At 69.8% G+C, this 23,398-nt stretch carries 24 protein-coding genes and 2 riboswitches; of the genes, 9 read left to right on the forward strand and 15 right to left on the reverse strand.

The annotated features are described in order from the left end of the window. Positions 1-58: 58 nt before the first annotated feature. Positions 59-1,189 carry a tRNA 2-thiouridine(34) synthase MnmA gene (gene mnmA, locus ACWBNA_RS30920; RefSeq protein WP_482707805.1) on the reverse strand — a complete coding sequence of 377 codons (1,131 nt, stop codon included), beginning with the start codon at positions 1,187-1,189 and terminating at the stop codon, positions 59-61. Positions 1,190-1,249: 60 nt separating this feature from the next. Between mnmA and ACWBNA_RS30925 the strand changes: the two genes are divergently transcribed. After that, positions 1,250-1,933, forward strand: coding sequence for an N-acetylmuramoyl-L-alanine amidase (locus ACWBNA_RS30925; protein ID WP_482707806.1), 684 nt, complete (start codon positions 1,250-1,252; stop codon positions 1,931-1,933). Positions 1,934-1,981: 48 nt separating this feature from the next. Here the strand turns inward: ACWBNA_RS30925 and ACWBNA_RS30930 are convergent, their stop codons facing one another. The 3 genes from ACWBNA_RS30930 to ACWBNA_RS30940 form a co-directional block, all read right to left on the reverse strand. Beyond that, the gene (locus ACWBNA_RS30930) at positions 1,982-3,151 is read right to left on the reverse strand and encodes a cysteine desulfurase family protein (RefSeq protein ID WP_482707807.1); all 1,170 of its coding nucleotides are present in this window, start codon (positions 3,149-3,151) and stop codon (positions 1,982-1,984) included. 77 nt (positions 3,152-3,228) lie between these two features. Further along, positions 3,229-3,495 carry a DUF4190 domain-containing protein gene (locus tag ACWBNA_RS30935; RefSeq protein WP_482707808.1) on the reverse strand — a complete coding sequence of 89 codons (267 nt, stop codon included), beginning with the start codon at positions 3,493-3,495 and terminating at the stop codon, positions 3,229-3,231. Positions 3,496-3,539: 44 nt separating this feature from the next. Next, positions 3,540-3,704, reverse strand: coding sequence for a hypothetical protein (locus ACWBNA_RS30940; protein WP_383860916.1), 165 nt, complete (start codon positions 3,702-3,704; stop codon positions 3,540-3,542). Positions 3,705-3,881: 177 nt separating this feature from the next. Between ACWBNA_RS30940 and ACWBNA_RS30945 the strand changes: the two genes are divergently transcribed. Continuing rightward, positions 3,882-4,508: a TetR family transcriptional regulator gene (locus tag ACWBNA_RS30945; protein WP_482707809.1), complete on the forward strand. Its 627-nt coding sequence runs from the start codon at positions 3,882-3,884 to the stop codon at positions 4,506-4,508. A gap of 112 nt (positions 4,509-4,620) precedes the next feature. On the opposite strand, the gene ACWBNA_RS30950 is transcribed toward ACWBNA_RS30945, so the two are convergent. Both ACWBNA_RS30950 and ACWBNA_RS30955 read right to left on the reverse strand, forming a co-directional pair. Further along, complete coding sequence (locus ACWBNA_RS30950; RefSeq protein ID WP_482707810.1) at positions 4,621-4,986, reverse strand: hypothetical protein; 366 nt, start codon at positions 4,984-4,986, stop codon at positions 4,621-4,623. Positions 4,987-5,304: 318 nt separating this feature from the next. Beyond that, positions 5,305-6,156, reverse strand: a complete 852-nt coding sequence (locus ACWBNA_RS30955; protein ID WP_482707811.1) for a thioesterase family protein — start codon at positions 6,154-6,156, stop codon at positions 5,305-5,307. Positions 6,157-6,313: 157 nt separating this feature from the next. Here ACWBNA_RS30955 and ACWBNA_RS30960 point away from each other — a divergent pair, with 157 nt between their 5' ends. Continuing rightward, the gene (locus tag ACWBNA_RS30960; RefSeq protein ID WP_482707812.1) at positions 6,314-7,507 is read left to right on the forward strand and encodes an alpha/beta hydrolase; all 1,194 of its coding nucleotides are present in this window, start codon (positions 6,314-6,316) and stop codon (positions 7,505-7,507) included. Here the strand turns inward: ACWBNA_RS30960 and ACWBNA_RS30965 are convergent. The 9 genes from ACWBNA_RS30965 to ACWBNA_RS31005 all read right to left on the reverse strand — a co-directional run bounded on the left by ACWBNA_RS30965 (position 7,416) and on the right by ACWBNA_RS31005 (position 17,297). Next, positions 7,416-8,072, reverse strand: a complete 657-nt coding sequence (locus tag ACWBNA_RS30965) for a trimeric intracellular cation channel family protein (protein ID WP_482707813.1) — start codon at positions 8,070-8,072, stop codon at positions 7,416-7,418. The two genes, ACWBNA_RS30960 and ACWBNA_RS30965, sit on opposite strands and share 92 nt — an antisense overlap. A gap of 64 nt (positions 8,073-8,136) precedes the next feature. Then, a complete protein-coding gene (locus tag ACWBNA_RS30970; RefSeq protein WP_482707814.1) occupies positions 8,137-9,390 on the reverse strand; it encodes an ABC transporter ATP-binding protein in 1,254 nt (417 codons plus the stop codon). After that, positions 9,387-10,484 (reverse strand): ABC transporter ATP-binding protein, encoded by a 1,098-nt coding sequence (locus tag ACWBNA_RS30975; RefSeq protein ID WP_482707815.1) that lies wholly within the window; start codon positions 10,482-10,484, stop codon positions 9,387-9,389. Before ACWBNA_RS30975 ends, ACWBNA_RS30970 begins: the two co-directional genes overlap by 4 nt. After that, positions 10,481-11,479, reverse strand: a complete 999-nt coding sequence (locus ACWBNA_RS30980) for an ABC transporter permease (RefSeq protein WP_482707816.1) — start codon at positions 11,477-11,479, stop codon at positions 10,481-10,483. The genes ACWBNA_RS30975 and ACWBNA_RS30980 overlap by 4 nt, the downstream gene beginning before the upstream one ends. Positions 11,480-11,589: 110 nt before the next feature. Continuing rightward, complete coding sequence (locus tag ACWBNA_RS30985; RefSeq protein WP_482707817.1) at positions 11,590-13,386, reverse strand: ABC transporter substrate-binding protein; 1,797 nt, start codon at positions 13,384-13,386, stop codon at positions 11,590-11,592. 86 nt (positions 13,387-13,472) lie between these two features. Then, positions 13,473-14,480 (reverse strand): ABC transporter permease, encoded by a 1,008-nt coding sequence (locus ACWBNA_RS30990; protein WP_482707818.1) that lies wholly within the window; start codon positions 14,478-14,480, stop codon positions 13,473-13,475. 309 nt (positions 14,481-14,789) lie between these two features. After that, positions 14,790-15,602 (reverse strand): enhanced serine sensitivity protein SseB C-terminal domain-containing protein, encoded by an 813-nt coding sequence (locus ACWBNA_RS30995; RefSeq protein WP_482707819.1) that lies wholly within the window; start codon positions 15,600-15,602, stop codon positions 14,790-14,792. A 148-nt stretch (positions 15,603-15,750) separates the two neighbouring features. Next, positions 15,751-16,554 (reverse strand): enhanced serine sensitivity protein SseB, encoded by an 804-nt coding sequence (locus ACWBNA_RS31000; protein WP_482707820.1) that lies wholly within the window; start codon positions 16,552-16,554, stop codon positions 15,751-15,753. Between the two features lie 68 nt (positions 16,555-16,622). After that, a complete protein-coding gene (locus ACWBNA_RS31005; RefSeq protein WP_482707850.1) occupies positions 16,623-17,297 on the reverse strand; it encodes an AAA family ATPase in 675 nt (224 codons plus the stop codon). 173 nt (positions 17,298-17,470) lie between these two features. Further along, positions 17,471-17,570: riboswitch (glycine riboswitch) on the forward strand. Beyond that, positions 17,571-17,684: riboswitch (glycine riboswitch) on the forward strand. 37 nt (positions 17,685-17,721) lie between these two features. Here ACWBNA_RS31005 and gcvT point away from each other — a divergent pair. The 6 genes from gcvT (at position 17,722) to ACWBNA_RS31035 (ending at position 23,315) form a co-directional block, all read left to right on the forward strand. Continuing rightward, on the forward strand, positions 17,722-18,840 hold the full coding sequence (gcvT, locus tag ACWBNA_RS31010) for a glycine cleavage system aminomethyltransferase GcvT (RefSeq protein WP_482707822.1): 1,119 nt from the start codon (positions 17,722-17,724) through the stop codon (positions 18,838-18,840). Between the two features lie 131 nt (positions 18,841-18,971). Next, positions 18,972-19,349 (forward strand): glycine cleavage system protein GcvH, encoded by a 378-nt coding sequence (gene gcvH, locus ACWBNA_RS31015; protein ID WP_482707823.1) that lies wholly within the window; start codon positions 18,972-18,974, stop codon positions 19,347-19,349. A gap of 15 nt (positions 19,350-19,364) precedes the next feature. Continuing rightward, positions 19,365-20,627: a serine hydroxymethyltransferase gene (glyA, locus tag ACWBNA_RS31020; RefSeq protein WP_482707824.1), complete on the forward strand. Its 1,263-nt coding sequence runs from the start codon at positions 19,365-19,367 to the stop codon at positions 20,625-20,627. 78 nt (positions 20,628-20,705) lie between these two features. Next, complete coding sequence (locus tag ACWBNA_RS31025; protein WP_482707825.1) at positions 20,706-22,073, forward strand: L-serine ammonia-lyase; 1,368 nt, start codon at positions 20,706-20,708, stop codon at positions 22,071-22,073. Between the two features lie 121 nt (positions 22,074-22,194). Beyond that, positions 22,195-22,752, forward strand: a complete 558-nt coding sequence (locus ACWBNA_RS31030) for a glycoside hydrolase family 25 protein (RefSeq protein ID WP_482707826.1) — start codon at positions 22,195-22,197, stop codon at positions 22,750-22,752. A gap of 20 nt (positions 22,753-22,772) precedes the next feature. Then, positions 22,773-23,315, forward strand: coding sequence for an MOSC domain-containing protein (locus tag ACWBNA_RS31035; protein ID WP_482707827.1), 543 nt, complete (start codon positions 22,773-22,775; stop codon positions 23,313-23,315). The last annotated feature ends 83 nt before the right edge of the window (positions 23,316-23,398 follow it).

Raw genomic sequence — 23,398 nt, forward strand, 5'->3', positions numbered from 1 at the left:
CCCGGCCGCCCCGGGTCGACCCCGAACCGAGTCCGGCCGCGCCCGGTGGCTCCTCCGTTTACGCGACGCCCGCCGTCGCCCGCACCGTGGTCGCGATCGTCGCCGATCCCACCACGCGCGTGCCGTCGTACAGGACGATCGCCTGGCCGGGGGCCACGCCGCGGACCGGCTCCGCGAACGAGACCTCCAGGGTGGCGTCGACCACCTCGGCGGTGACCTCGGTCTCGCCGCCGTGGGCGCGCAGTTGGGCGGTGTAGGTGCCGGGGCCGGTCGGGGCGGCCCCGCACCAGCGCGGCTTGATCGCCGTCAGCCCGGTCACGTCCAGCGCGGCCGCCGGGCCGACCGTCACCGTGTTGTTCACCGGTGAGATGTCGAGGACGTAGCGCGGCTTGCCGTCGGCGGCGGGGGTGCCGATGCGCAGGCCCTTGCGCTGGCCGATGGTGAAGCCGTACGCACCCTCGTGGGTGCCGAGCCTGGCGCCGGACTCGTCGACGATGTCGCCCTCCGCCTTGCCGAGGCGATTCGCCAGGAAGCCCTGGGTGTCGCCGTCGGCGATGAAGCAGATGTCGTGCGAGTCGGGCTTCTTGGCCACCGCGAGGCCCCTGCGCTCGGCCTCCGCGCGGATCTCGTCCTTGGTCGTCGTCGTATCGCCGAGCGGGAACATCGCGTGCGCGAGTTGCCGGTCGTCCAGGACGCCGAGGACGTACGACTGGTCCTTGGCCATGTCGGAGGCACGGTGCAGCTCGCGGGTGCCGTCGTCCCGCACGATCACCTGGGCGTAGTGGCCCGTGCAGACCGCGTCGAAGCCGAGTGCGAGGGCCTTGTCGAGCAGGGCGGCGAACTTGATCTTCTCGTTGCAGCGCAGGCAGGGGTTCGGGGTGCGGCCGGCCTCGTACTCGGCGACGAAGTCCTCGACCACGTCCTCGCGGAAGCGGTCGGCGAGGTCCCACACGTAGAACGGGATGCCGATGACGTCCGCGGCGCGGCGGGCGTCGCGGGAGTCCTCGATGGTGCAACAGCCACGCGCGCCCGTGCGGAACGATTGCGGGTTCGCCGAGAGGGCGAGGTGGACGCCGGTCACGTCGTGTCCGGCCTCGGTCGCGCGGGCGGCGGCGACGGCGGAGTCGACCCCGCCCGACATGGCGGCGAGGACGCGGAGAGGGCGGATGGGCTGCGTGGTGTCAGTCATAACCCTTCAAGAGTAAGGGGGCTCGGGAACCGGAGCCCACGAGTATCCGTTCACGATCACATGGGGGCGAACCAAGCAGGCAAGGACAAGGCCGCCGGTGCGGACACGGACCGGCGGATCGGCCGGCGTGCGCTGCTGATCGGCGGTACGGCGGCCGCGGCGGGCACGGCGGTGCTGGCCCGTGACGAGCTGGCGCGCCTGTGGTGGCGGGCGCCCGGCGTGGAGAAGCCGCGCAAGGAGGGCGAGGTCGACTACGCCGGGGCGCGCTGGGTGGCCGCGTCCGACGCGAACTGGCGGCGGGCGGACCGTCCGGACGACTACGGCATAGACATGGTGGTCATCCATGTCACCCAGGGCAGCTTCGACAGCGCGGTGAAGGTCTTCCAGGACCCCGGACACGGCGCGGCCGCGCACTACATCGTCCGCAAGGACGGGCACATCGCGCAGATGATCCGCGAGCTGGACGTGGCGTACCACGCGGGCAACCGCGACTACAACGAACGCAGTGTCGGCATCGAGCACGCGGGGTTCGTCGACCGGCCGCAGGACTTCACGGACGAGATGTACGAGGCGTCGGCCCGGCTCACGGCCCGGATATGCGCGCGCTACGACATCCCGGTCGACCGTGAGCACGTCATCGGCCATGTGGAAGTGCCGGGCACGGACCACACCGATCCCGGGAAGCACTGGGACTGGGACCGGTACATGAAGCTCGTACGACAGGCTCGTACGGCGGTGGCCTGAGGGGTCCTGTGCGGTCCTGAGGGGTTCTTGGCGGACCCGGGGAGGGTCCTACGTCAGTCCCGCCGCGCGTGCCCGCTCCACCGCCGGCCCGATCGCCTTGGCGACGGCCTCGACGTCGGCCTCCGTGGAGGTGTGGCCAAGGGAGAAGCGGAGGGTGCCGCGGGCCAGATCGGGGTCGGTGCCGGTGGCGAGGAGGACGTGGCTGGGCTGGGCGACGCCCGCGGTGCAGGCGGAGCCGGTGGAGCACTCGATGCCCTGGGCGTCCAGGAGGAGCAGCAGGGAGTCGCCCTCGCAGCCCGGGAAGGTGAAGTGGGCGTTGGCCGGCAGGCGGCCGCCGCGAGATGGGTCGCCGCCCAGGATGGCGTCGGGGACCGCCTTGAGGACCTCCTCGACCAGGCTGTCGCGCAGGGTGCCGACCTCGCGCTCGAACCACTCGCGTTGTTCGGCGGCGAGCTTGCCGGCGACCGCGAAGGAGGCGACGGCGGGGACGTCGAGAGTGCCGGAGCGGACGTGCCGCTCCTGGCCGCCGCCGTGCAGGACGGGGACGGGGGTGTGCTCACGGCCCAGGAGCAGGGCGCCGATGCCGTACGGGCCGCCGATCTTGTGGGCCGAGACCGTCATCGCGGCGAGGCCACTGGCGGCGAAGTCGACGGGGATCTGGCCGAAGGCCTGGACGGCGTCGGCATGCAGGGGGACGTCGAACTCGGCGGCCGCTTCGGCGAGTTGGCGGATCGGCAGGACCGTGCCGATCTCGTTGTTCGCCCACATGACGGTGGCGAGGGCGACGTCGTCGGGGTTGCGGGCGATGGCCTCGCGCAACGCCTCGGGGTGGACCCGGCCGTACGCGTCGACCGGGAGGTACTCGACCGTGGCGCCCTCGTGTTCGCCCAGCCAGTGGACGGCGTCCAGGACGGCGTGGTGCTCGACGGGGCTCGCGAGGACCCGGGTGCGGGCCGGGTCGGCGGCGCGGCGGGACCAGTACAGGCCCTTGACGGCGAGGTTGTCGGCCTCGGTGCCGCCGGAGGTGAAGACGACCTCGCTGGGGCGGGCGCCGAGCGCCTCCGCGAGGGTCTCGCGGGCCTCCTCGACGGTTCGCCTCGCTCGGCGACCGGATGCGTGGAGGGAGGAGGCGTTGCCGGTGGTGCCCAGGTGCGCGGTGAGTGCCTCGACTGCCTCGGGAAGCATCGGGGTGGTCGCGGCGTGGTCGAGGTATGCCATGGTGACGCCGATTCTACGGGGCCGAGGGTCGGGCCTCGGCGGGGCGTCTCGCGGTGGCGGATCGGGCACCGGTGCGGTCAGAAGCTCCAGGACACCGAGCTGTCCATCTGCATGAACGCCAGCAGGACCAGCAGGTCGGCGACCCCGAGCCCCATGCCCAGGTAGGCGCGGCCCTTGCGGGTCGTGCCACGCCACAGGGAGGCGGCCGCCAGGACGATGGCGGTCGGGCCCAGGACGATGTTGAGAACGAGAAGGCCGAGCAGGCCGAGGACGAAGGACGCGACGGCCATGCCGTCGGCGTCGCGGAAACCGGTGCGGCGGGTGGCCGGTGCGGTGAGATGCATGGCGGGTCAGCTCCTGGAAGTCGCAGCAGTCGTAGGACGGTTGGTCAGTGGGTGGTGCCGCGGCGGCGGCCGTGGCGCTCGCGGATCGCGAAGATGCCGAGCCAGACGGCGATCACGACGGCGGCGACGGCGGTGAAGCCGAACGGCGCGTGCGCGACGGTGCCGAGGACGACACCGAGCAGCAGGAGTGCGGCGACGAGGAACAGCATGGGTGGGACCCCCTCCGACGAGATGACGCTCGATGCCACTCGTGGCGATCGATGACGACTCCCGTCATGTCTCGTTACGTTTCGGTGAACAGTTGTAGTTACACTTGTTCACTGACTTCCCAGTCTAGCGCCTCCTACGACTTTCCAATTACAGAGAACAGTTGTTAACTGCATGGCATGAGTCACACCCTCGGCATCCGGCAGGCACAGAAACAGAAGACCCGGCAGTCACTCCTCGACGCCGCGTTGGAACTGCTGGAGGAGCAGAGCCTGAGCAGTCTCGGTCTGCGCGAGGTCACCCGTGCCGTCGGCGTCGCCCCCACGGCCTTCTACCGGCACTTCCGCTCCACCGCGGATCTCGGCGTGGCCCTGGTCGAGGAGGCGCTGGGCAGCCTGCACCCGATGATCCGGACGACGGTGTCCGGGGCCGACGACCACGACCAACGCATCACACGCGCTGTCCAGTTGATCGCCCGTCATGTGGCCGAGTACCCCGCACATGTCCGTTTTATCGCCCGGGAGCGACACGGCGGAGTCCAGCCGGTGCGAGAGGCGATACGCGAACAACTGGCCCGGTTCGGCGAGGAGGTGAAGGCCGAGCTGGCCAAGGACCCCGAGTCCGCGGGCTGGAGCGAGGACGACCTGCTCATGCTGGCCAACCTGTACGTCGACCAGATGCTGATCACCGCCTCCCTGTTCCTGGAGTCGCTGGACGCCTCCGAGGAGGAGCGCGAGCGGGTCGTCCAGGTGGCCACCCGGCAGCTGCGCCTGATCAGCGTCGGCCGTGATCACTGGCTGGACTGAGCCCGGGCCTCGCGTGGGACAGGGGCGGCACCCCGTCGCCGGGTGTGCCGCCCCTGTCCCACGCGAGGCCCGGTCGTCGGTGCCACGACGTCCGGACTCGGCCCCGCCTCGTCTACCGGCTCGGGCTGCCGCTCGGCAGTGCGCCGCCACCACCCGGACCGCCACAGCCGCCGCCCTGCCCCCCGCCGGGGCCGCCCTGCCCTCCGCCGGGCCCGCCGGAAGACCCGCCGCTCGGCATGCCGGAGGGGGTGCCGGACGGCTTGGCGGTGGCGTCGCCGGTGGGGGCGCCCGACGGGGCGCCGCTCGGCCGCCCCGACGGGTTGCCGCTCGGCGCGCCGGACGGTGGCTGACAGCTCTGCTGCCCGGAGTTGCCGCTGTTCGAGGACGAGGACGAGGAGTCGCCCGCACCGCAGGCCAGGAGGGCGAGGGGCGAGAGCGCCAGCAGGGCGACGGCGGGAACGAGACGCACACGCTTCATGAGGAACAACTCCAGAAAGGATGAGGGAGTCCTGAGGCGGGCACTCAACCAACGTCTCTTAGGGCTTCGTTGGGCCCGCCCTGTCCCTGGCCTGTGCGTAAGGCAAAGCGCGGCTCACGAGATTCGTGTGACCTGGGGTTCCCTTTCCGCCCGTCACCTGCTCGCTGGTACAGGTCCGTGACAGAGGCGCCGCGCGGGCCAGTTCTCGCGCACTTCCGGCGGGGAGGGCCTCCACCCGGTCGGCGAACTGGAGCAGTTGGCGGCCCTCGCCGACGTACGGCCCGCGCGGGGGGCGTTCGACCTGCCGGGCCGGACCCCTCAGCCGAGCCTGACCCGGGCCAGCTGCCGCGACTGTGCGACCAGCCGGTCGGCGCTGTCCCAGACCTCGGCGTCCTCCTCCAGGAAGCCGCCGGCGAGGTTGCGGGTGGTGATCGAGACACGCAGCGGGCCCGGGGCCGGGCGGCACCGGATGTGGACCGTCAGTTCGACCGTGGGCACCCAGCCCGACAGGCCGATCTCGAAGGCGGTGGGCGGCAGCGCGTCGACCGCGAGGAGCAGCGAGAGGGGGTCGGCGTCACGGCCGTCGGCGAGCCCGAACCAGGCCCGCATCTCCCCCTTGCCGGAGGGCGCTCCGAGCGCCCAGCCCAGCGTCGACGGGTCGAGCTTCAGCATCAGCCGGTCGGCGATCGCCGAGCTGCCGTCGACGGGGGCCGGCCCGTCCTCCGGTCCGAAGCACTGGTCCAGGGGCGGGAAGGCGGGCGGCTCGGCCGTCGTGCGGACGTCGTCCGGCAGCGAGTCCAGGTCACCGTAGGAGGCGAGCACACGGATGCGTTCGACCTCGCGGCCCTGGTCGTCGTACTGGAAGAGGGAGGCCTGGCCGGTCGACAGCGTGCGGCCGGTGCGGACGACGTCCGTGCGGACGACCGCCGGGCCCGGCTGGGACGCGGTCAGGTAGTGCGCGGAGATGCTGAACGGGTCGGCGTGCGGCAGGGCGTCGGCGAGCGCGCGGCCCAGGACGGCGAGCAGGTAGCCGCCGTTGACGGCGCTGATGATCGTCCAGCCGGCGGAGAGGTCGATGTCGTAGACCCCGGGTTCGCGCAGGGTGAGGGCGGTGTCCCGGTCGAACTCGCTGTCGCCGATGACGGCGCGCACGGTAGCTGTCTCTGGCATGCCTGAACGGTACAACAGGTGATTACTAAGCGGTAGCTTTCTTCGTTACGGCGGTATGACGCCGATCGCGGCGCCTCAGGTGAGGCTAGGGAAATTTTTCGGTAAGTGTCCCCACACATCCGTCAACCCGGACCCTCGTCCGGCCCTCTCCCCAGACATGAGCCTCACCGGGACTTCGTTCCTCTACACCCTGATCGCGACGGCCGTCGCCGCCCTCGCGCTGCCGCTCATCCTGTGGTCACGGATGCGGGGACACCGGGCCCTGCGCGTCTCGGCCCGGGTGCTGATGCTGCTGTTCGCGCAGGGCACGGCGGTCGCCCTGGTCTTCACACTGGTCAACAACCAGAACAACCTCTACGACAACTGGGCCGACCTCCTCGGCACCGGCGACCACGTCCAGCAGGCCGTGGACCTGGGCGCCGACGGCACCGGAGGGATCGCGCTGCAGCGGCTGCCCAAGGTCCGGCAGACGTTCACGCGGGCCGGCGGCGTACGCGTCACGCAGCTCAAGGGCCGGGTGTCAGGCGTGAACGCCGAGGTCTACGTCTGGCTGCCGCCGCAGTACGGCGAACCCGCCTACCGGCACCACAGATTCCCGGTCGTCGAGCTGCTGTCGGGCTATCCCGGCTCGGCGAAGGCCTGGTTCGGGTCCCTGCACGCCGACGAACAGCTGCTGCCGCTGATGCGCGATGGCGAGGTGGCGCCGTTCATCCTGGTCGCCCCGCGCACCAACCTGCTGGCCGGCGTGGACCCGGGTTGCGCCAACATCCCGGGCACGGTGAACGCGGACAGCTGGCTCAGCGTGGACGTGCCGAGAATGGTCATGGACAACTTCCGTACCCAGTCCGCCCCCGCGGGCTGGGCGGTGGCCGGGTACTCGGCGGGCGCGCACTGCGCGGCGAAGCTCGCCGTCGCGCACCCCGACCGCTACCGGGCCGCGGTCAGCCTGTCCGGGTACAACGACCCGATCGGCGAACGCGGTTCGCTGCCTGCCCAGAACCCCGTCCTGCGCGACGCGAACAACCCCTATCTGCTGCTGCGCAAGGCCCACACCCCGCCCGCGGTCGCGCTCTACCTCTCCGGTCAGCCACACGACGGCTACGAGGCGGCCGTGGCCCTCGAACAGGTGGCGAAGGCGCCGACGACCGTGCACGTGGTCTACGTCCCGAAGAGCGCGGGCGGCCACACCATGGCCCTGTGGCGGCCGCAGGTGGTGCCCGCCTTCCGCTGGCTGACCGAACAACTGGGCCTGGGAGCCGCTACTCCTCCCGCACGGTCGACCGGCGGTTCCACGCACGCGGCGCTCGCCAGTGGAACCGCATGGCGAGCAGCCGCAGAACGAAGGCGGTGACGACCGCGAGTGAGCTGGTGAGCGGGTTGAGGACGTCGTAGTGGATGCACAGGACGACCAGGGTGGCGCCGACCATCGCCGGGACCGCGTACAGGTCGCGGTCCCAGCGCAGCAGCGAGGGCACCTCGTTGGCGAGCACGTCCCGCAGCACACCACCCCCGACCGCTGTGGCCAGACCCAGGGCCGCCGACTGGGGCAGGCCGAGCCCGTACTCGTACGCCTTCGTCGTGCCGGCGACACAGAACAGGCCGAGGCCGGCCGCGTCGAAGACGTTCACGCCGGCCTGGATGCGTTCCACGTGCGGGTGCAGGAAGAAGACCAGGAGGGCGGCGAGCAGCGGGGTGACGAAGTACCCGAGGTCCGTGAAGGCGGCGGGCGGTACGGCCCCGATGATCAGATCGCGGAACAGCCCGCCGCCCAGCGCGGTGACCTCGGCGAGGACGGCGATGCCGAAGACGTCGAAGTTCTTGCGGACGGCCAGCAGGGCGCCGGAGATGGCGAAGACGAAGATGCCGATCAGGTCGAGCGTGTGCTGGACGGACGGGCTGAACAGTTGCTGAAGCACCCTGACATTCTCACCCAGCACCGAGCCCCCGCCTTGCGATGGAAGGCGGGGGCTCGGTTGTGGGCTACTTGTCGTTGGTGTCCTTGGTGGCGTCGGCGTCCTTGGTGACGCCGGTCTCCTTGGAGACCTCCGCCGCCACCGCCGCCGACGTCTCCGCCGACTCCGCCAGCACCTCGTCCGCGACCAGCTCGGCCGCCTCCTTGGCGACCGTCAGCAGCACGGTGTCCTGCGGGGCCTGGTCCTCGAAGTTCTCCGGGTGGTGACAGGCGACCTGCTGGCCGGGCTTCAGCTCGACGAGCGGCGGCTCGGTCGTCTTGCAGATCTCCGTCGCCTTCCAGCACCGGGTGTGGAACCGGCAGCCGCTCGGCGGCGAGATCGGCGAGGGCACGTCGCCCTTGAGCAGGATGCGCTCGCTCTTGGCCGACTTGCGGCGCGGGTCCGGGATCGGCACCGCCGACATGAGCGCCTTGGTGTACGGGTGCATCGGCGCCCGGTACAGCGCGTCGCGGTCGGCGAGTTCCACGATCTTGCCGAGGTACATCACGGCGATGCGGTCCGAGACATGGCGGACGACGGACAGGTCGTGCGCGATGATCACGTACGTCAGGCCCAGCTCCTGCTGGAGGTCGTCCAGCAGGTTCACGACCTGCGCCTGGATCGACACGTCCAGGGCCGAGACCGGCTCGTCCGCGACGACCAGCTTCGGGTTCAGCGCGAGCGCGCGGGCGATGCCGATGCGCTGGCGCTGGCCGCCGGAGAACTCGTGCGGGTAGCGGTTGTAGTGCTCGGGGTTGAGACCCACGACCGACAGCAGCCGCTGCACTTCCTTCTTGATGCCGCCCTCGGGCTCGACGCCCTGCAGCCTGAAGGGAGCGCCGACGATCGTGCCGATGGTGTGGCGCGGGTTCAGCGACGAGTACGGGTCCTGGAAGATCATCTGCACGTCGCGGCGCAGCGGACGCATGCCGCTGACCCCGAGGTGCGTGATGTCCTTGCCCTCGAACTCGACCTTGCCCGCGGTCGGTTCGAGGAGCCGGGTGATCAGCCGGCCCATGGTGGACTTGCCGCAGCCGGACTCGCCCACGACGCCGAGCGTCTCGCCGGAGCGGACCTCGAAGTCGATGCCGTCGACCGCGTGCACCGCGCCGACCTGCCGCTGGAGCAGGCCCTTCTTGATCGGGAAGTGCTTCTTCAGCCCGGTCACCTTCAGCAGGACCTCGCCGGGGGCGGGGTCCTTCGTGAGGGTGGCGGCGGCGCCCTCCATCTGAGGGGCATCGCCCTGCGCGGGAATCGTCACCGCTTTCTCGTCGTCACTCACAGCTTCGGCGCAATCTCTTCGGTCCAGATACGCTCCCGCTGCTCCGTGCCCAGATGGCAGGCGGCCCAGTGCCGGCTGCCCACTTCGGCGAGCTCGGGGCGGACGGTGCGGGTGACGTTGTCCTTCGGGAGGTCCGCGTACGGGCAGCGCGGGTTGAAGGCGCAGCCGGACGGGATGTTGATCAGCGAGGGCGGGGAACCCTTGACCGGGATCAGACGCTCCTGCTGCTCGCGGTCCAGGCGCGGCATCGAGCCGAGCAGACCCCAGGTGTAGGGGTGCCGGGGCTCGTAGAACACCTTGTCGGCCGGGCCCCGTTCGACGCAGCGGCCGCCGTACATCACCAGGATGTCGTCGGCCAGTTCGGCGACGACGCCCAGGTCGTGGGTGATGACGATGACCGCGGAGCCGAACTCCTTCTGCAGGTCGCGGATCAGGTCGAGGATCTGCGCCTGGACGGTCACGTCCAGGGCGGTCGTCGGCTCGTCCGCGATCAGCAGCTCGGGGTTGTTGACCAGCGACATCGCGATCATCGCGCGCTGGCGCATACCGCCGGAGAACTCGTGCGCGTAGCTGTCGACGCGCTTGTCCGGCTGCGGGATGCCCACCCGGTCGAGCATCTCGATGGCGCGGCGCTTGGCGGTCTTCTTGTCGACGTCGTGGTGGATCCGGTACGCCTCCACGATCTGCTGGCCGATCGTGTAGTACGGGTGCAGCGCCGACAGCGGATCCTGGAAGATCATCGCCATCTCGCGGCCGCGCAGCTTGCGCACGTAGTCCGGGTCGGCGGACAGGAGTTCGGTCCCGTCCAGCCAGATCTCGCCGGAGATCTGCGCCTTGCGCTTGCCGTACTGGCCGGCGGTGTGCAGGCCCATGATGCCGAGCGAGGTCACCGACTTGCCGGAGCCGGACTCGCCCACGATGCCGAGGGTCTTGCCCTTCTCCAGCTGGAAGCTGAGCCCGTCGACGGACTTGACCAGGCCGTCGTCGGTGGGGAAGTGCACCTTCAGGTCGCGCACTTCCAGGAAGGAGGTCGGAGCGGGCGAGGAACCGGTGGGCTCGCCCACGGCCGCTCCGCTCTTGCTGAGTTCGGTCACGTGAGCCTCACTCGGGGGTCGATCACGGCGTACAGGATGTCCACCACGAGGTTGGCGAAGAGCACCGCGATAGAAGTGATCAAGGTGACGCCCAGGATGATGGGCAGGTCCTGATTCTTGATGGCGTTGAGCACCGCCTGGCCGAGGCCGGGCAGGCTGAACGTGGTCTCTGTCAGGATCGCGCCGCCGATGAGGGCGCCGAGGTCCATGCCGAGCATGGTCAGGATCGGCGTCATCGTCGAGCGCATGGCGTGCTTGCCGATGACGGTCTGCTCCTTGAGACCCTTGGCGCGGGCGGTGCGGATGTAGTCCTCGCCGAGGATCTCCATCATGGTGGCCCGGGTGATCCGGGCGTACATCGCCGCGTACAGGAACGCGAGGGTGATCCACGGCAGGATCATGCCGCCGAACCATCCGCCGAAGCTTTCGTCCAGAGGCACGTACTGCCCGTCGAACAAGTTCAGCCCGAAGACGAAGATCGACAGGGACAGCATGCCGGTGAAGTAGATCGGGAGAGAGACACCCGAGAGCGCGATGAGCATCGCGCCGCGGTCCCAGAAGGTTCCCCGCTTGAGCGCGGAGAGCACGCCCGCCGCGACGCCGAGGATCAGCCACAGCACGGCTGCACCGAGCGCGAGCCCCAGGGTCACCGGGAAGCGGTCGGTGAGCACCGGCCAGACGGCCTGCTCGCTACGGAAGGAGTAGCCGAAGCACGGCGCGGCACACTCGGTGATGTCACCGCCGCCCGAGTAGGTGCGGCCGACGAAGATGCCCTTGAAGAACTCCCAGACCTGGACGTAGATCGGGTCGCCGAGACCCAGCTTCTGCCGCACCGCCTCGACGGCGGCCGGGTCGGCCTGCTTGCCCACGAAGCTCGAGGCGATGTCTACCCCCGCCCACTTGGGGACGAGGAAGAAGATGCCGAAGACCACCATGATGATGACCACGAGCATCACTGCGGCGGCGAACAACCGCCTGATGAGGTAAGCGAGCACAGCTCTCGGCCCGCCGCGGACCGCGGGCCACCGGAGGTTGTCCGGTGGCCCGCGATCACGCTGCGCCGGCCTTCACCTGCCTTTCGTGCCGTGTGGCGGGTGCGCCGGGACTACTTTGCGGACTTCAGACCGAGGTTGACGAAGTCGTACATACCGCTGTAGCCGTCGGTGGTGTACACGTTCGCCAGGTTGTCCGAGCGCCAGTTGATGAACTTCTCGAAGACGAAGGGCAGGTAGTACGCGCCCTCCATCACCTTGTGGTTGATCTCCGTGGCGATCTTGGTCTTGCCCGCGTCGTCCAGCGTGGTGATGTAGTCGTCGAACAGGCCGTCGATCGCCTTGTCCTTGATCAGAGCGAAGTTGTTGTTACCGCTCTCCAGGATGTACTTGCTGTCCCACAGCGGCATACCGAAGCCCTGGACGGTCGGGAAGTCCGGACCCCAGCCCATGATGATGATGCCGTAGCCCTTCTTCTTCACGTTCTCGGGGCTGCCGATGATGCCGGTGGTCTGCGAGCCGTCGAACTGGTCGATCTGGGCGTTGATGCCGACCTTCTTCAGCGAGGCCTGCAGGGACTGGGCGGTGGCCACCTCGACCGGCTTGTTGTTGCGGACGGCGATGGTGGTGGAGAAGCCGTTCGGCTTGCCACACGCCTTCAGCGCTTCCTTGGCCTTGGCGGCGTTGCCGGACTTGTTGGCGCCGGCGATCTCGTACGGGTCGTACTTCTGGCCCTCGGCACCCGACACGGACGGCGGCAGCATGTTGGTACCGATGTCACCACCGGCGATGGGGCCACCACGCGCGGTCTGCAGCGACACGTGGTCGGCACCGTAGATCACGGCCTTGCGGCACTCGACGTTGTTGAACGGCGCCACACTCTGCGGGAAGGTCGCGTAGCGGATGTAACCGGAGACCGGGTTGTCCAGGTTGGCCTTGTGCTGCTTCAGGGCGGTGGTGCGGCCCTGCGGCGACATGCCGGTCTGGTTGAGGTCGAGGTCCAGGTCACCGTTGAGCAGACGCTGGTCCAGCTGGTTGGCGTCCGAGAAGAACTTGACGGTGATCTTGTCCGGGTAGGCCTTGCGGATCGGGTCCGAGGCCTGCTTCCACTCGGTGTTGCGGACCAGGGTCATGTCCTTGCCCGGGCTGTACGACTGGAACTTGTACGGGCCGGAGGAGAACGGGTGCAGCGCGTACTTGGACTTGGTGTCCTTGTCCTGGCGGACCGGGGACGCGGAGATCAGACCCAGCATCTCCTCGAAGTCCGAGTTGGCGGCCGGCAGCTTGAAGACGACGGTCTTGTCGTCCGGCGTCTCGATCGCCTTCAGACCCAGCTTGTCCGGGGAGGTGTCCTTGTACGGGCCCTTGTACTCGCCCTTCGGGTCCAGAACGTCCTTCAGGTAGACCGGACCACCGGACAGCACGTCCTGCGCCCACACGCGCTCGATGCCGTACTTCACGTCCTTGGACGTGATCGGCTTGCCGTCCTCCCACGTCACGCCGTCGCGCAGCGTGTACGTGTAGGTCTTGCCGTCGTCCGTGACCTTGGCGAGACCGGTGGCGAGGTCCGGGGCCAGCTCGGCGCCGGCCTTTCCGGGCTCCGTCTTGTTCGTGACGAGCTGACGGCTGTAGTAGCGCGCGAAGTTCCACATGAAGCCGTAGTAACCGCGCGTGGTGTCCCACGAGTCGGCATCCTGGGCGCCACCGAACTTCAGCGTGCCGCCCTTCTTGGCGGCAGAAGCCTGGGCGACCTTGTTGTTCGCGGCGTCGAAGCCGGCGGCGCCGGTCGCCGAACCGTTGTCGCCGTCATCTCCACCGCCGCCGCACGCCGCCGTGGTCAGCAGCGCGGCGACCGCGGCGACAGCGGCAAACGCCTGCTTCCGCCGCCCTGAGGTGCGTTGGGTAGTCACGATCTCGGATCCTCCGGATTTGATGAGAGACCCCGTGTGAATGCCACGGGACAGTTGGGGTGCTGCGCTTGGATCGGGTCCGCGGTTCAACGGGAGGCCTTCGGGTCCAGCGCGTCCCGGACGCCGTCGCCGAAGAGGTTGAAGGCCAGCACGGTGATGAAGATCGCCACGCCCGGGACCACCATGTACATGGGGTCCGACTCGTAGTAGTCGATCGCGCTCGAGAGCATCTGGCCCCACGAGGCGGTGGGCGGCTTGACGCCCACGCCCAGGAAGCTGAGCGCCGCCTCGGTGAGGATGTTGGTGGGGATCATCATCGTCGTGTACACGACGATCGGGGCGACGAGGTTCGGCAGCAGCTCCTTGAACAGGATGTACAGCCGCCCCGCGCCCAGCGACCGGGCCGCCTCGACGTACTCGCGCTCGCGCAGCGACAGTGTCTGGCCGCGCACCACGCGTCCGATGTAGGGCCAGCCGAAGAAGCCGATGACCAGGATCATCACGAAGACGCGCACGCTCGACCCGGTCAGCCCCAGCATGTCGTTCGGCATGACGGAGACCAGCGCGATGATGAACAGCAGCTGCGGGAAGGCGAGCAGACCATCCATCACCCGGCTGATCAGGGAGTCGATCCAGCCGCCGAAGAACCCGGCGAGGATGCCCAGCACCGTTCCGAGGATCACGGCCACCAGGGCGGACAGGAAGCCCACCAGCAGCGAGATCCGGGCGCCGTAGAGGATGCGGGCGAAGATGTCGCGGCCGTTGACCGGCTCGACGCCGAGCAGGTGTTCGCCGCTGATGCCGCCCAGGGAGCCCGTGGGCGTTCCGAACAGCGGGTCGATGAGGTTCTCGTGGTACTCGTTCGGGTCCTGCCCGAGGATCCCGGTGATGACCGGGGCCAGCAGCGAGATCACCACGAGGAGGAGAACCACGACGCCACCCGTCAGGGCGAGCTTGTCCCGCTTGAGGCGCTCCCAGGCGATCCGGCCCAGGGAGCGTCCCTGTACGGCCTTCGCATCGGCGCTGACCAGCGCCGCTTCTTCGGCCGCGCTCGGGGCCGCTTCCGCGGTCGGCTCGTGCAATGGTGCCGTCATCTGGCAGGGACCCCTCTCAACCGGCGGTAGCCGGCCCGCACTTGCCGCTGTGGCGGCATTGATCAGTCCGTCGTACACAGGGACGAAAGGCCCCTGGTGCCGGAGTCTTCAACGCTTTGGCGATCTGTTGCCAGACTTGGCGGTGAAAGGATGCATAAACGTGATGCGGGCTGGAGGGTTCCGTTATCCGGACGCCGGGTAACGCGGGTCGGACGCAGGCTAGTTAGGACATTGGGGATACACGGGTACTATCCACCCTGTTCTACGCGCGGAGACATGCCGGGCCACCGGGGCCGGGATGACGGTCGGTCAGTATCCGCCGCGGGCCGGCGGATAGCCGTATCCGGCCGCCGGAGCCTGGACCGAGGAGGGGGCCGGGGCGGGCGCCGCATGGGCCTCGCGGTCGTAGAACGGGCGGGCGCTCGCCCGCATCCACAGGGCCACCGGGTCGTACTCGTCGGACATCGCCACCGTCGACACCGGCAGCCCGTCCGGGACCGCTCCGATCGACTGCTGCATCATCGCGCGCACCGAGTCGACGGCCGGCGGGCTGGTGTCGTACACGTCGAGACCGATGGCCAGATACGGTGCCCCGAGCGCGGGCTGCACCCAGGCGCGGCGCAATGAGCGGACGGCCGGGGTGCGGTGGGCGTTCTGCGCCATCAGGGCGTAGAACTGCGGGATCTCGATGCCGGGTTCGGACAGCCGGAGCGGACCGGCGGGCTGGCGCTCCAGACCGGTGGCGATCCGGCGCAGGTCGAGCCAGGGGATGCCGACGCCGCCGCCGGGGGCGTGCGGGTTCAGCCACAGGCCGTAGTGGTCGGGGTAGAGGGTGCGGGCGACGTCGATGCCGTCGACGACCTCGTAGGAGCGGTTCCAGCCGCTGGCCGAGAGTTCCTGGGCCGAGGTCACGCACGGGGCGTAGCCGTAGCCGTCGACCTCCATGTTCCCGTACTGGGCGTCGGGCGAGCCTGCCTGGCCGTGCCACAGGAGCATCCAGACCTGGCCGGAGGAGGGGGTGGCCAGCGCGCGCAGGAGTGCCTCGTAGGCGTCGTAGCGCCCGGGCGTCACCTGGCGCAGCATGTGCTCGACCTGACCGGCCGCGATGCCGCTGGCGCTCACCTGTACCGCCCCTTCGTGAAGTTGCCTCGATATGTAACCAGCTTATGCGCTGCGCTGGCTGAGCCCTGGAGAGCTCGGGGCTGCTCGTCTGTGGGCGGGTGCGGCACGATTGTGGCTTGTCGAGCAGTTCCCCGCGCCCCTGACTACCTCAGTAGCCGTACTGGTAGAAGGGCCGGACCTGCTCGCGCATCCAGTGGCCCACCGGGTCGTCCGCCACGTCCAGGAGGACCAGGTTGACCGGCCAGGGGGCCGGGGCGCGGCCCAGGGCCCTCGCCAGGGCGTCCATGGGGATCGTGCGGAGGTCGGCGGCCTCCGCGTGGGAGAGCTCCACGCCGACGAACATCACCGGGTCCGCCGTCTCGATCGCCGCGAGGCAGCGGCGGGCCGTGAGGACGACGCCCGTCGCCGCGAACTCGGCCGAGGCGGCGGCGAGGAAGTCGACGGGGTCGTCCTTCCAGTCGGGCTCGTAGACCTTGACGCGGCCGCCGCTCGCCGGACCGTCCAGCGGGGTGCGGCCGGAGCGGCACAGGTCGGCCACGGCGGCCGGGGGCAGCGGGACGCCGACCGTGCCGTCCGGGTTCACGGCGATGCCGACCTGCGGGGGCAGGCCGCGGGCGAACTCCACCGCGGGCGCGATGGTGTACGACAGGTGCGAGCCGACGACCTGACGGAACTGCTCCTCGGAGCTGAAGACCGGCACATAGGCCTGGCCGTCGATCTCCAGGGTGGGAAGGTCGAGCGGGCCGCTGTGCGGGCCGCCGCCGCTGGGCAGCGGCACCCACACGAAGCTGCGGCCGAGCACCTCGATGATCCGCCCGCCGGCCCCGGGGACGCCGAGGGAGGCGGAGAGCACCTCCTCCAGCTCGTTGCCGGGCCATCCGCCGTGCGAATGGGGGTGCGCCTGTGCCGGGAACTCCGAGAAGCCCGCTGCGAGATCCGCCGGGAAGTCCATCTGCCGCCTACCGCCTGCCGAGTACCACTGCTGTGGCTGAAAGGCTAGCGGGTGCGGACGCTCGCGGGTCAGCCCGTGAAGCCGATCCGGCGCAGGACGTTCGCCGCGTCCCGGTCGATCAGGACCGCCGAGTCGCAGCCCTGGGGCAGGTCGCCCTTCTCCACGGAGCTGATCAGGCGGGAGGCCGCGCCGCGGTGGCGCAGGAACGCGTACCTCGAGACTCCCCGGCCGCGTTCGCGCTGGCCGGCCAGGGCCGTGCCGGGAGTGACGTCGAGCAGCAGCAGGTGCAGGATGCCGCCCCTGCGGCGGGCCTCGCGGGCCAGCCAGCCGCGTACCCAGGCCTGCGTGCCGCAGTCGTGCACGACGACGCCCTCGCCGGAGCGCAGGGCGCGGCGCAGTCCGGCGTAGTGGGCGAGGCGGACGAGCGGGCGGTAGACCGCGTACGGCAGGAAGCGGGACAGCCGGCCGTCCCAGCGGTCGCGGGTGTCCTGGGAGTCGATCCGCAGGCCCTTGACCGTGCGTCGCATCAGCGTGGACTTGCCGCTGCCGGGCAGGCCGGTGATCACGACGAGGTCGCGGGGTCCGAAGAGCAGTGCGTGCGGGCTGTGGCCCTCGCGTTCGCGCAGGTCGCGGAGGACGGGTCCCGGGCGCGTCCCGCACGCCTGGCGGGCCTTGGCCGCGGGCTGCTCGGGCAGCGCGACGGCCGAGGTCGTGGCGTACGCCGTGGTCCTGTTCACCGTGATCGTCCTCCCCTGGGGCGGGTCACGAGTTCCCCTCCCCGTCGAGTGTAAAGAGAAGGTAATACGGGGTGTCTCCTGTTTTCATGCGCTTACTGCCACAGGCCGGTTACAGATGCGGCCTGCCGCGCACCGAAGATGCGTGCGATGATGTGCGCGCCAACTGCATACCGGCCGTTTGAATCCGCGCGGGAGAGTCCCCAGCCGTACGTCGCTGGGGCGCCGAAGGAGCAAGTCCCTCCCTTGAATCTCTCAGGTCCCCGTTACCGCGCGGGCGAGGCACATCTGAAAAGCGGGCCGCTGCCACAGTGGCTCCACCCAAGGTGCAAGTCGTGACCACCCCTGCGCGGGGTCATGACGAACCTCTCAGGTTCCGATGACAGATGGGGAGGAACGACCTCGCCGTCATGCCTTGGGAGACGACCGTCCGATGAGCAGCACCGCACCCCGTCACACCGCGCTCGATGCCCTGCATCGCGCGCTCGGCGCGACGATGACCGACTTCGCCGGCTGGGACATGCCCCTGCGCTACGGCTCCGAGCGCGACGAGCACACCGCCGTGCGCACCCGGGCCGGTCTCTTCGACCTCTCGCACATGGGCGAGATCACGGTCACCGGCCCGCAGGCCGCCCGGTTCCTGAACTACGCGCTCGTGGGCAACATCGCGTCCGTCGGCGCCGGCCGGGCCCGCTACACCATGATCTGCCGCGAGGACGGCGGCATCCTCGACGACCTGATCGTCTACCGGCTCGAAGAGACCGAGTACATGGTCGTCGCCAACGCCTCCAACGCCCAGGTGGTGCTGGACGCGCTGACCGAGCGGGCCGCCGGTTTCGACGCCGAGGTGCGCGACGACCGGGACGCCTACGCCCTGATCGCCGTGCAGGGACCCGAGTCGCCGGGGATCCTGAAGTCCCTCACCGACGCCGACCTGGACGGCCTGAAGTACTACGCCGGCCTGCCCGGCACCGTCGCCGGCGTCCCGGCGCTCATCGCCCGCACCGGCTACACCGGCGAGGACGGCTTCGAGCTGTTCGTGAAGCCGGAGCACGCGGTCGAGCTGTGGCAGGCCCTGACCAAGGCGGGCGAGGGCATCGGCCTGGTCCCCTGCGGCCTGTCCTGCCGGGACACGCTGCGTCTGGAGGCGGGCATGCCGCTGTACGGGCATGAGCTGTCGACGTCGTCGACGCCCTTCGACGCCGGGCTCGGACGCGTCGTGAAGTTCGAGAAGGAGGGCGACTTCGTGGGGCGCGAGGCGCTCACCGCGGCCGCTTCCCGCGCCGAGAGCAACCCCCCGCGCGTCCTCGTCGGCCTGGTCGCCGAGGGGCGTCGCGTCCCACGTGCCGGGTACGCGGTCGTCGCCGGCGGCGAGGTGATCGGCGAGGTCACCTCCGGCGCGCCCTCCCCCACGCTGGGCAAGCCGATCGCGATGGCGTACGTCGACGCCGCGCACGCGGCGCCGGGCACGCCGGGTGTCGGTGTGGACATCCGGGGCAGCCACGAGCCGTACGAGGTCGTGGCGCTGCCGTTCTACAAGCGCCGCAAGTAGAGACTCAAGCGCCAGAAGTAGACACTTGAGCGGTCCGTGCGCGTGACCCTGCGCACATTTCCGCTGCTCACGTGCGTTTCCAGCAGTCCCTCATTCACCAGCACTCCCCCGCGTACAGGAGAATTCAGGCCATGAGCAACCCCCAAGAGCTGCGCTACAGCAAGGAGCACGAGTGGCTGTCGGCCGCCGCGGACGGCGTCTCGACGGTCGGCATCACGGAGCACGCGGCCAACGCGCTCGGTGACGTCGTCTTCGTCCAGCTCCCGGAGGTCGGCGCCGCGGTGACCGCGGGCGAGACCTGCGGCGAGCTGGAGTCGACCAAGTCGGTCTCCGACCTGTACTCCCCGGTCAACGGCGAGGTCACCGAGGTCAACGAGGACGTCGTCAACGACCCGTCGCTGGTGAACTCCGCTCCCTTCGAGGGCGGGTGGCTGTTCAAGGTGCGCGTCGCCGAGGAGCCGGGCGACCTGCTCTCCGCCGACGAGTACACCGCCTTTTCCGCCGGCTGAGGAGTCGTACACCTGATGTCCGTTCTGAACACGCCCCTGCACGAGCTCGACCCGGAGATCGCCGCCGCGATCGACGCCGAGGTCGGCCGCCAGCAGTCCACCCTCGAGATGATCGCCTCCGAGAACTTCGCGCCCCTCGCGGTCATGGAGGCGCAGGGCTCGGTCCTCACCAACAAGTACGCCGAGGGCTACCCCGGCCGCCGTTACTACGGTGGTTGCGAGCACGTCGACGTCGCCGAGCAGATCGCGATCGACCGGGTCAAGGAGCTGTTCGGCGCCGAGTACGCCAACGTGCAGCCGCACTCCGGTGCCTCCGCCAACCAGGCCGCCCTGTTCGCGCTGGCCAAGCCCGGCGACACCATCCTCGGCCTCGACCTGGCACACGGCGGCCACCTGACCCACGGGATGCGGCTGAACTTCTCCGGCAAGCAGTTCGACGTGGTCGCCTACCACGTGGACGAGGCCGGTCTGGTCGACATGGCCGAGGTCGAGCGGCTGGCCAAGGAGCACCGGCCGAAGGTGATCATCGCGGGCTGGTCGGCGTACCCGCGGCAGCTGGACTTCGCCGAGTTCCGCCGGATCGCGGACGAGGTCGAGGCCTTCCTGTGGGTCGACATGGCGCACTTCGCGGGTCTGGTCGCGGCGGGCCTGCACCCGAATCCGGTCGAGTACGCCGACGTCGTCACGTCCACGACGCACAAGACGCTCGGCGGGCCCCGCGGCGGCATCATCCTCGCCAGGAAGGACTTCGCGAAGAAGCTGAACTCCTCCGTCTTCCCGGGCTTCCAGGGCGGTCCCCTGGAGCACGTGATCGCGGCCAAGGCGGTCTCCTTCAAGGTCGCCGCCTCCGAGGACTTCAAGGAGCGTCAGCGCCGTACGGTCGAGGGCGCGCGGATCCTCGCCGAGCGCCTCACCGCGCCGGACGCCCGTGAGGCCGGCGTGAACGTCCTGTCCGGCGGCACCGACGTGCACCTGATCCTGGTCGACCTGCGCGAGTCCGAGCTGGACGGGCAGCAGGCCGAGGACCGCCTCCACGAGGTCGGCATCACGGTCAACCGCAACGCCGTCCCGAACGACCCGCGCCCGCCGATGGTCACCTCCGGCCTGCGGATCGGTACGCCCGCCCTCGCCACCCGCGGCTTCACGGCCGAGGACTTCACCGAGGTCGCGGACGTCATCGCCGAGGCGCTCAAGCCGTCCTACGACGTCGAAGCCCTCAAGACCCGGGTCAAGGCGCTTGCCGCCAAGCACCCGCTGTACCCCGGTCTGAACAAGTAGTTCCTTTTTGTGGCGCGCCCCGCACACTCGTCAGTGCGGGGCACCCACCCCCTGCACCACCCGTACTGAGGAGTTCCCGTGGCCATCTCGGTCTTCGACCTGTTCTCGATCGGCATCGGCCCGTCCAGCTCCCATACGGTCGGCCCGATGCGCGCGGCCCGTATGTTCGCCCGCCGCCTGCGCAACGAGGCCCTGCTGGACTCGGTGGTGTCGATACGGACCGAGCTGTACGGCTCGCTCGGCGCGACCGGCCACGGCCACGGCACGCCCAAGGCGGTGCTGCTCGGCCTGGAGGGCGACTCGCCCCGGACGGTGGACGTGGAGAAGGCCGACCAGCGGGTGGCGGACATCAAGGAGGCGGGCCGTCTGCGGCTCCTCGGCGAGCACGAGATCGCCTTCGACTTCGACAAGGACCTCGTCCTCCACCGCCGTAAGACCCTCCCCTACCACGCCAACGGCATGACCCTGTGGGCGTACGACGCCTCGGGGGCCGAACTGCTCACGAGGACTTACTACTCGGTCGGCGGCGGCTTCGTCGTCGACGAGGAGGCGGTGGGCGCCGACCGCATCAAGCTCGACGACACGGTGCTCAAGTACCCCTTCCGCACGGGCGACGAGTTGCTGCGCCTGACGCAGGAGACCGGTCTGTCGATCTCCGCGCTGATGCTGGAGAACGAGCGGGCCTGGCGCACGGAAGAGGAGATCCGTGCGGGGCTGCTGGAGATCTGGCGGGTCATGCAGGCGTGCGTGTCGCGCGGCATGGCCCGCGAGGGCATCCTGCCGGGCGGCTTGAAGGTCCGCCGCAGGGCCGCCATGTCGGCACGCCAACTCCGGGCGGAGGGCGACCCGTTGGCGCACGCGATGGAGTGGATCACGCTCTACGCGATGGCGGTGAACGAGGAGAACGCGGCGGGCGGCCGCGTGGTGACCGCGCCGACGAACGGGGCGGCCGGCATCATCCCCGCGGTGCTCCACTACTACATCAACTTCGTGCCGGGCGCGGACGAGGACGGGGTGGTCCGCTTCATGCTGGCCGCCGGCGCGATCGGCATGCTCTTCAAGGAGAACGCGTCCATCTCCGGCGCCGAGGTCGGCTGCCAGGGCGAGGTCGGCTCCGCCTGCTCGATGGCGGCGGGCGCACTCGCCGAAGTCCTCGGCGGCTCCCCCGAACAGGTCGAGAACGCCGCCGAGATCGGCATGGAACACAACCTCGGCCTCACCTGCGACCCGGTCGGCGGCCTCGTCCAGATCCCCTGCATCGAGCGCAACGGCATGGCGGCGGTGAAGGCGGTCACGGCGGCCCGGATGGCGATGCGCGGGGACGGCTCGCACAAGGTGTCCCTGGACAAGGTCATCAAGACGATGAAGGACACGGGCGCCGACATGTCCGTCAAGTACAAGGAGACGGCCCGGGGCGGGCTGGCGGTCAACATCATCGAGTGCTGACGTCCGCCGCCGACGAGCGCAGGTCGGCGTTTCCATGTCACGCGCGGATCACCCGTGCCAAGGTGGGGCTGCAGTCAGCAATCAACTCGTGTCCCCCCACAGGCACTTCAGGGAGCCACCCATGCTGCGCGGCATCGACGTGAGCGCCTACCAGTCCGCCACCTACGACACCGACGGTCTGTCCTTCGTCTTCGTCAAGGCGACCGAGGGCCGTTCGTACATCAACCCGAAACTCGCCGCCCAGACGAAGCGGGCCCGGGACGCCGGCCTGGTCGTCGGCTTCTACCACTTCCTCTGGCCGGGCAACCTGACGGCCCAGGCGGAGTACTTCGTCGGCAAGGCCCCCGAGAGGGCGGGCGACATCCTGGTCGTCGACTGGGAGACGACCGGCGACGGCAGGCACGCCAGCAACGCGGAGAAGGACAACTTCATCCGCAAGGTGAAGGCGCTGCGGCCGAACAACAGGGTGATCTTGTACTGTAATAGGAACTACTGGCTGACCGTCGACACCACGTCGTACGCGGGTGACGGCCTGTGGATCGCGGACTACGTCACGGCCGGCCAACCCCGCATCAAGGCGAAGTGGCGCTTCCACCAGTACACCGACGACCCGCTGGACAAGAACGTGGCGGATTTCGCCGACAGGGCGGCGCTGCGCGAGTGGGCCGAGGGCGTCTGACATTTGGGGAGCTTGGGATCATGGGTGGGTCTGTCGGTGCCGTCAGCAGCAACGGGACGTACTCCTTCACCAAGCCGAACCGGGAGAGCATCACCCTGCTCGCCGGGCTCGGGGTGGAGGGGGACGTGCACGCCGGGACGACGGTGAAGCACCGGTTCCGGATGGAGAAGGATCCCTCGCAGCCGAACCTTCGGCAGGTGCACCTCATCCACGAGGAGCTCTTCGACGAGGTGCGGGGCGCCGGGTTCGAGGTCGCGGCCGGGGAGCTCGGGGAGAACGTCACCACCCGGGGGGTCGACCTGCTGGGGCTGCCGGTCGGAACCCTGCTGCACCTCGGGGGCGAGGCCGTCGTCGAGGTCACCGGGCTGCGGAACCCCTGTGCACAGATCGACAGGTTCCGGAAGGGGCTGTTGAAGCACGTCGTCGGACGGGACGCGGCGGGCGGAGCGCGGTTCAAGTCCGGGATCATGAGCGTCGTCGTCACCGGGGGCGTGGTGCGGCCCGGGGACCCCGTGAAGGTCGTCCTGCCGGACGGGCCGCACCTGCCCCTGAAGATCGTCTGATCTAGCCGCGGAGCTCCGGCCCGCGCTCCGGGCTCGCCTCCGCCAGGGCCCTGGTGACCCCGTCGGGGGGGGCCCCCAGCCCC

The sequence above is a fragment of the Streptomyces sp. Q2 genome (assembly GCF_056820935.1).

Bases quoted from the DNA above. Each gene is read 5' to 3' on its own strand.
- ACWBNA_RS30990 (WP_482707818.1), bottom strand. From the start codon at position 14,480: ATGACGGCACCATTGCACGAGCCGACCGCGGAAGCGGCCCCGAGCGCG.
- gcvH (WP_482707823.1), top strand. From the start codon at position 18,972: ATGAGCAACCCCCAAGAGCTGCGCTACAGCAAGGAGCACGAGTGGCTG.
- ACWBNA_RS30940 (WP_383860916.1), bottom strand. From the start codon at position 3,704: ATGCTGTTCCTCGTCGCCGCACTCCTGCTGCTCGGTGTCGTCCTCGGC.
- ACWBNA_RS30930 (WP_482707807.1), bottom strand. From the start codon at position 3,151: ATGGCATACCTCGACCACGCCGCGACCACCCCGATGCTTCCCGAGGCA.
- ACWBNA_RS30950 (WP_482707810.1), bottom strand. From the start codon at position 4,986: ATGAAGCGTGTGCGTCTCGTTCCCGCCGTCGCCCTGCTGGCGCTCTCG.
- ACWBNA_RS31030 (WP_482707826.1), top strand. From the start codon at position 22,195: ATGCTGCGCGGCATCGACGTGAGCGCCTACCAGTCCGCCACCTACGAC.
- ACWBNA_RS30960 (WP_482707812.1), top strand. From the start codon at position 6,314: ATGAGCCTCACCGGGACTTCGTTCCTCTACACCCTGATCGCGACGGCC.
- gcvT (WP_482707822.1), top strand. From the start codon at position 17,722: ATGAGCAGCACCGCACCCCGTCACACCGCGCTCGATGCCCTGCATCGC.
- ACWBNA_RS30955 (WP_482707811.1), bottom strand. From the start codon at position 6,156: ATGCCAGAGACAGCTACCGTGCGCGCCGTCATCGGCGACAGCGAGTTC.
- ACWBNA_RS30945 (WP_482707809.1), top strand. From the start codon at position 3,882: ATGAGTCACACCCTCGGCATCCGGCAGGCACAGAAACAGAAGACCCGG.
- ACWBNA_RS30925 (WP_482707806.1), top strand. From the start codon at position 1,250: ATGGGGGCGAACCAAGCAGGCAAGGACAAGGCCGCCGGTGCGGACACG.
- glyA (WP_482707824.1), top strand. From the start codon at position 19,365: ATGTCCGTTCTGAACACGCCCCTGCACGAGCTCGACCCGGAGATCGCC.
- ACWBNA_RS30935 (WP_482707808.1), bottom strand. From the start codon at position 3,495: ATGCATCTCACCGCACCGGCCACCCGCCGCACCGGTTTCCGCGACGCC.
- mnmA (WP_482707805.1), bottom strand. From the start codon at position 1,189: ATGACTGACACCACGCAGCCCATCCGCCCTCTCCGCGTCCTCGCCGCC.
- ACWBNA_RS31035 (WP_482707827.1), top strand. From the start codon at position 22,773: ATGGGTGGGTCTGTCGGTGCCGTCAGCAGCAACGGGACGTACTCCTTC.
- ACWBNA_RS31000 (WP_482707820.1), bottom strand. From the start codon at position 16,554: ATGGACTTCCCGGCGGATCTCGCAGCGGGCTTCTCGGAGTTCCCGGCA.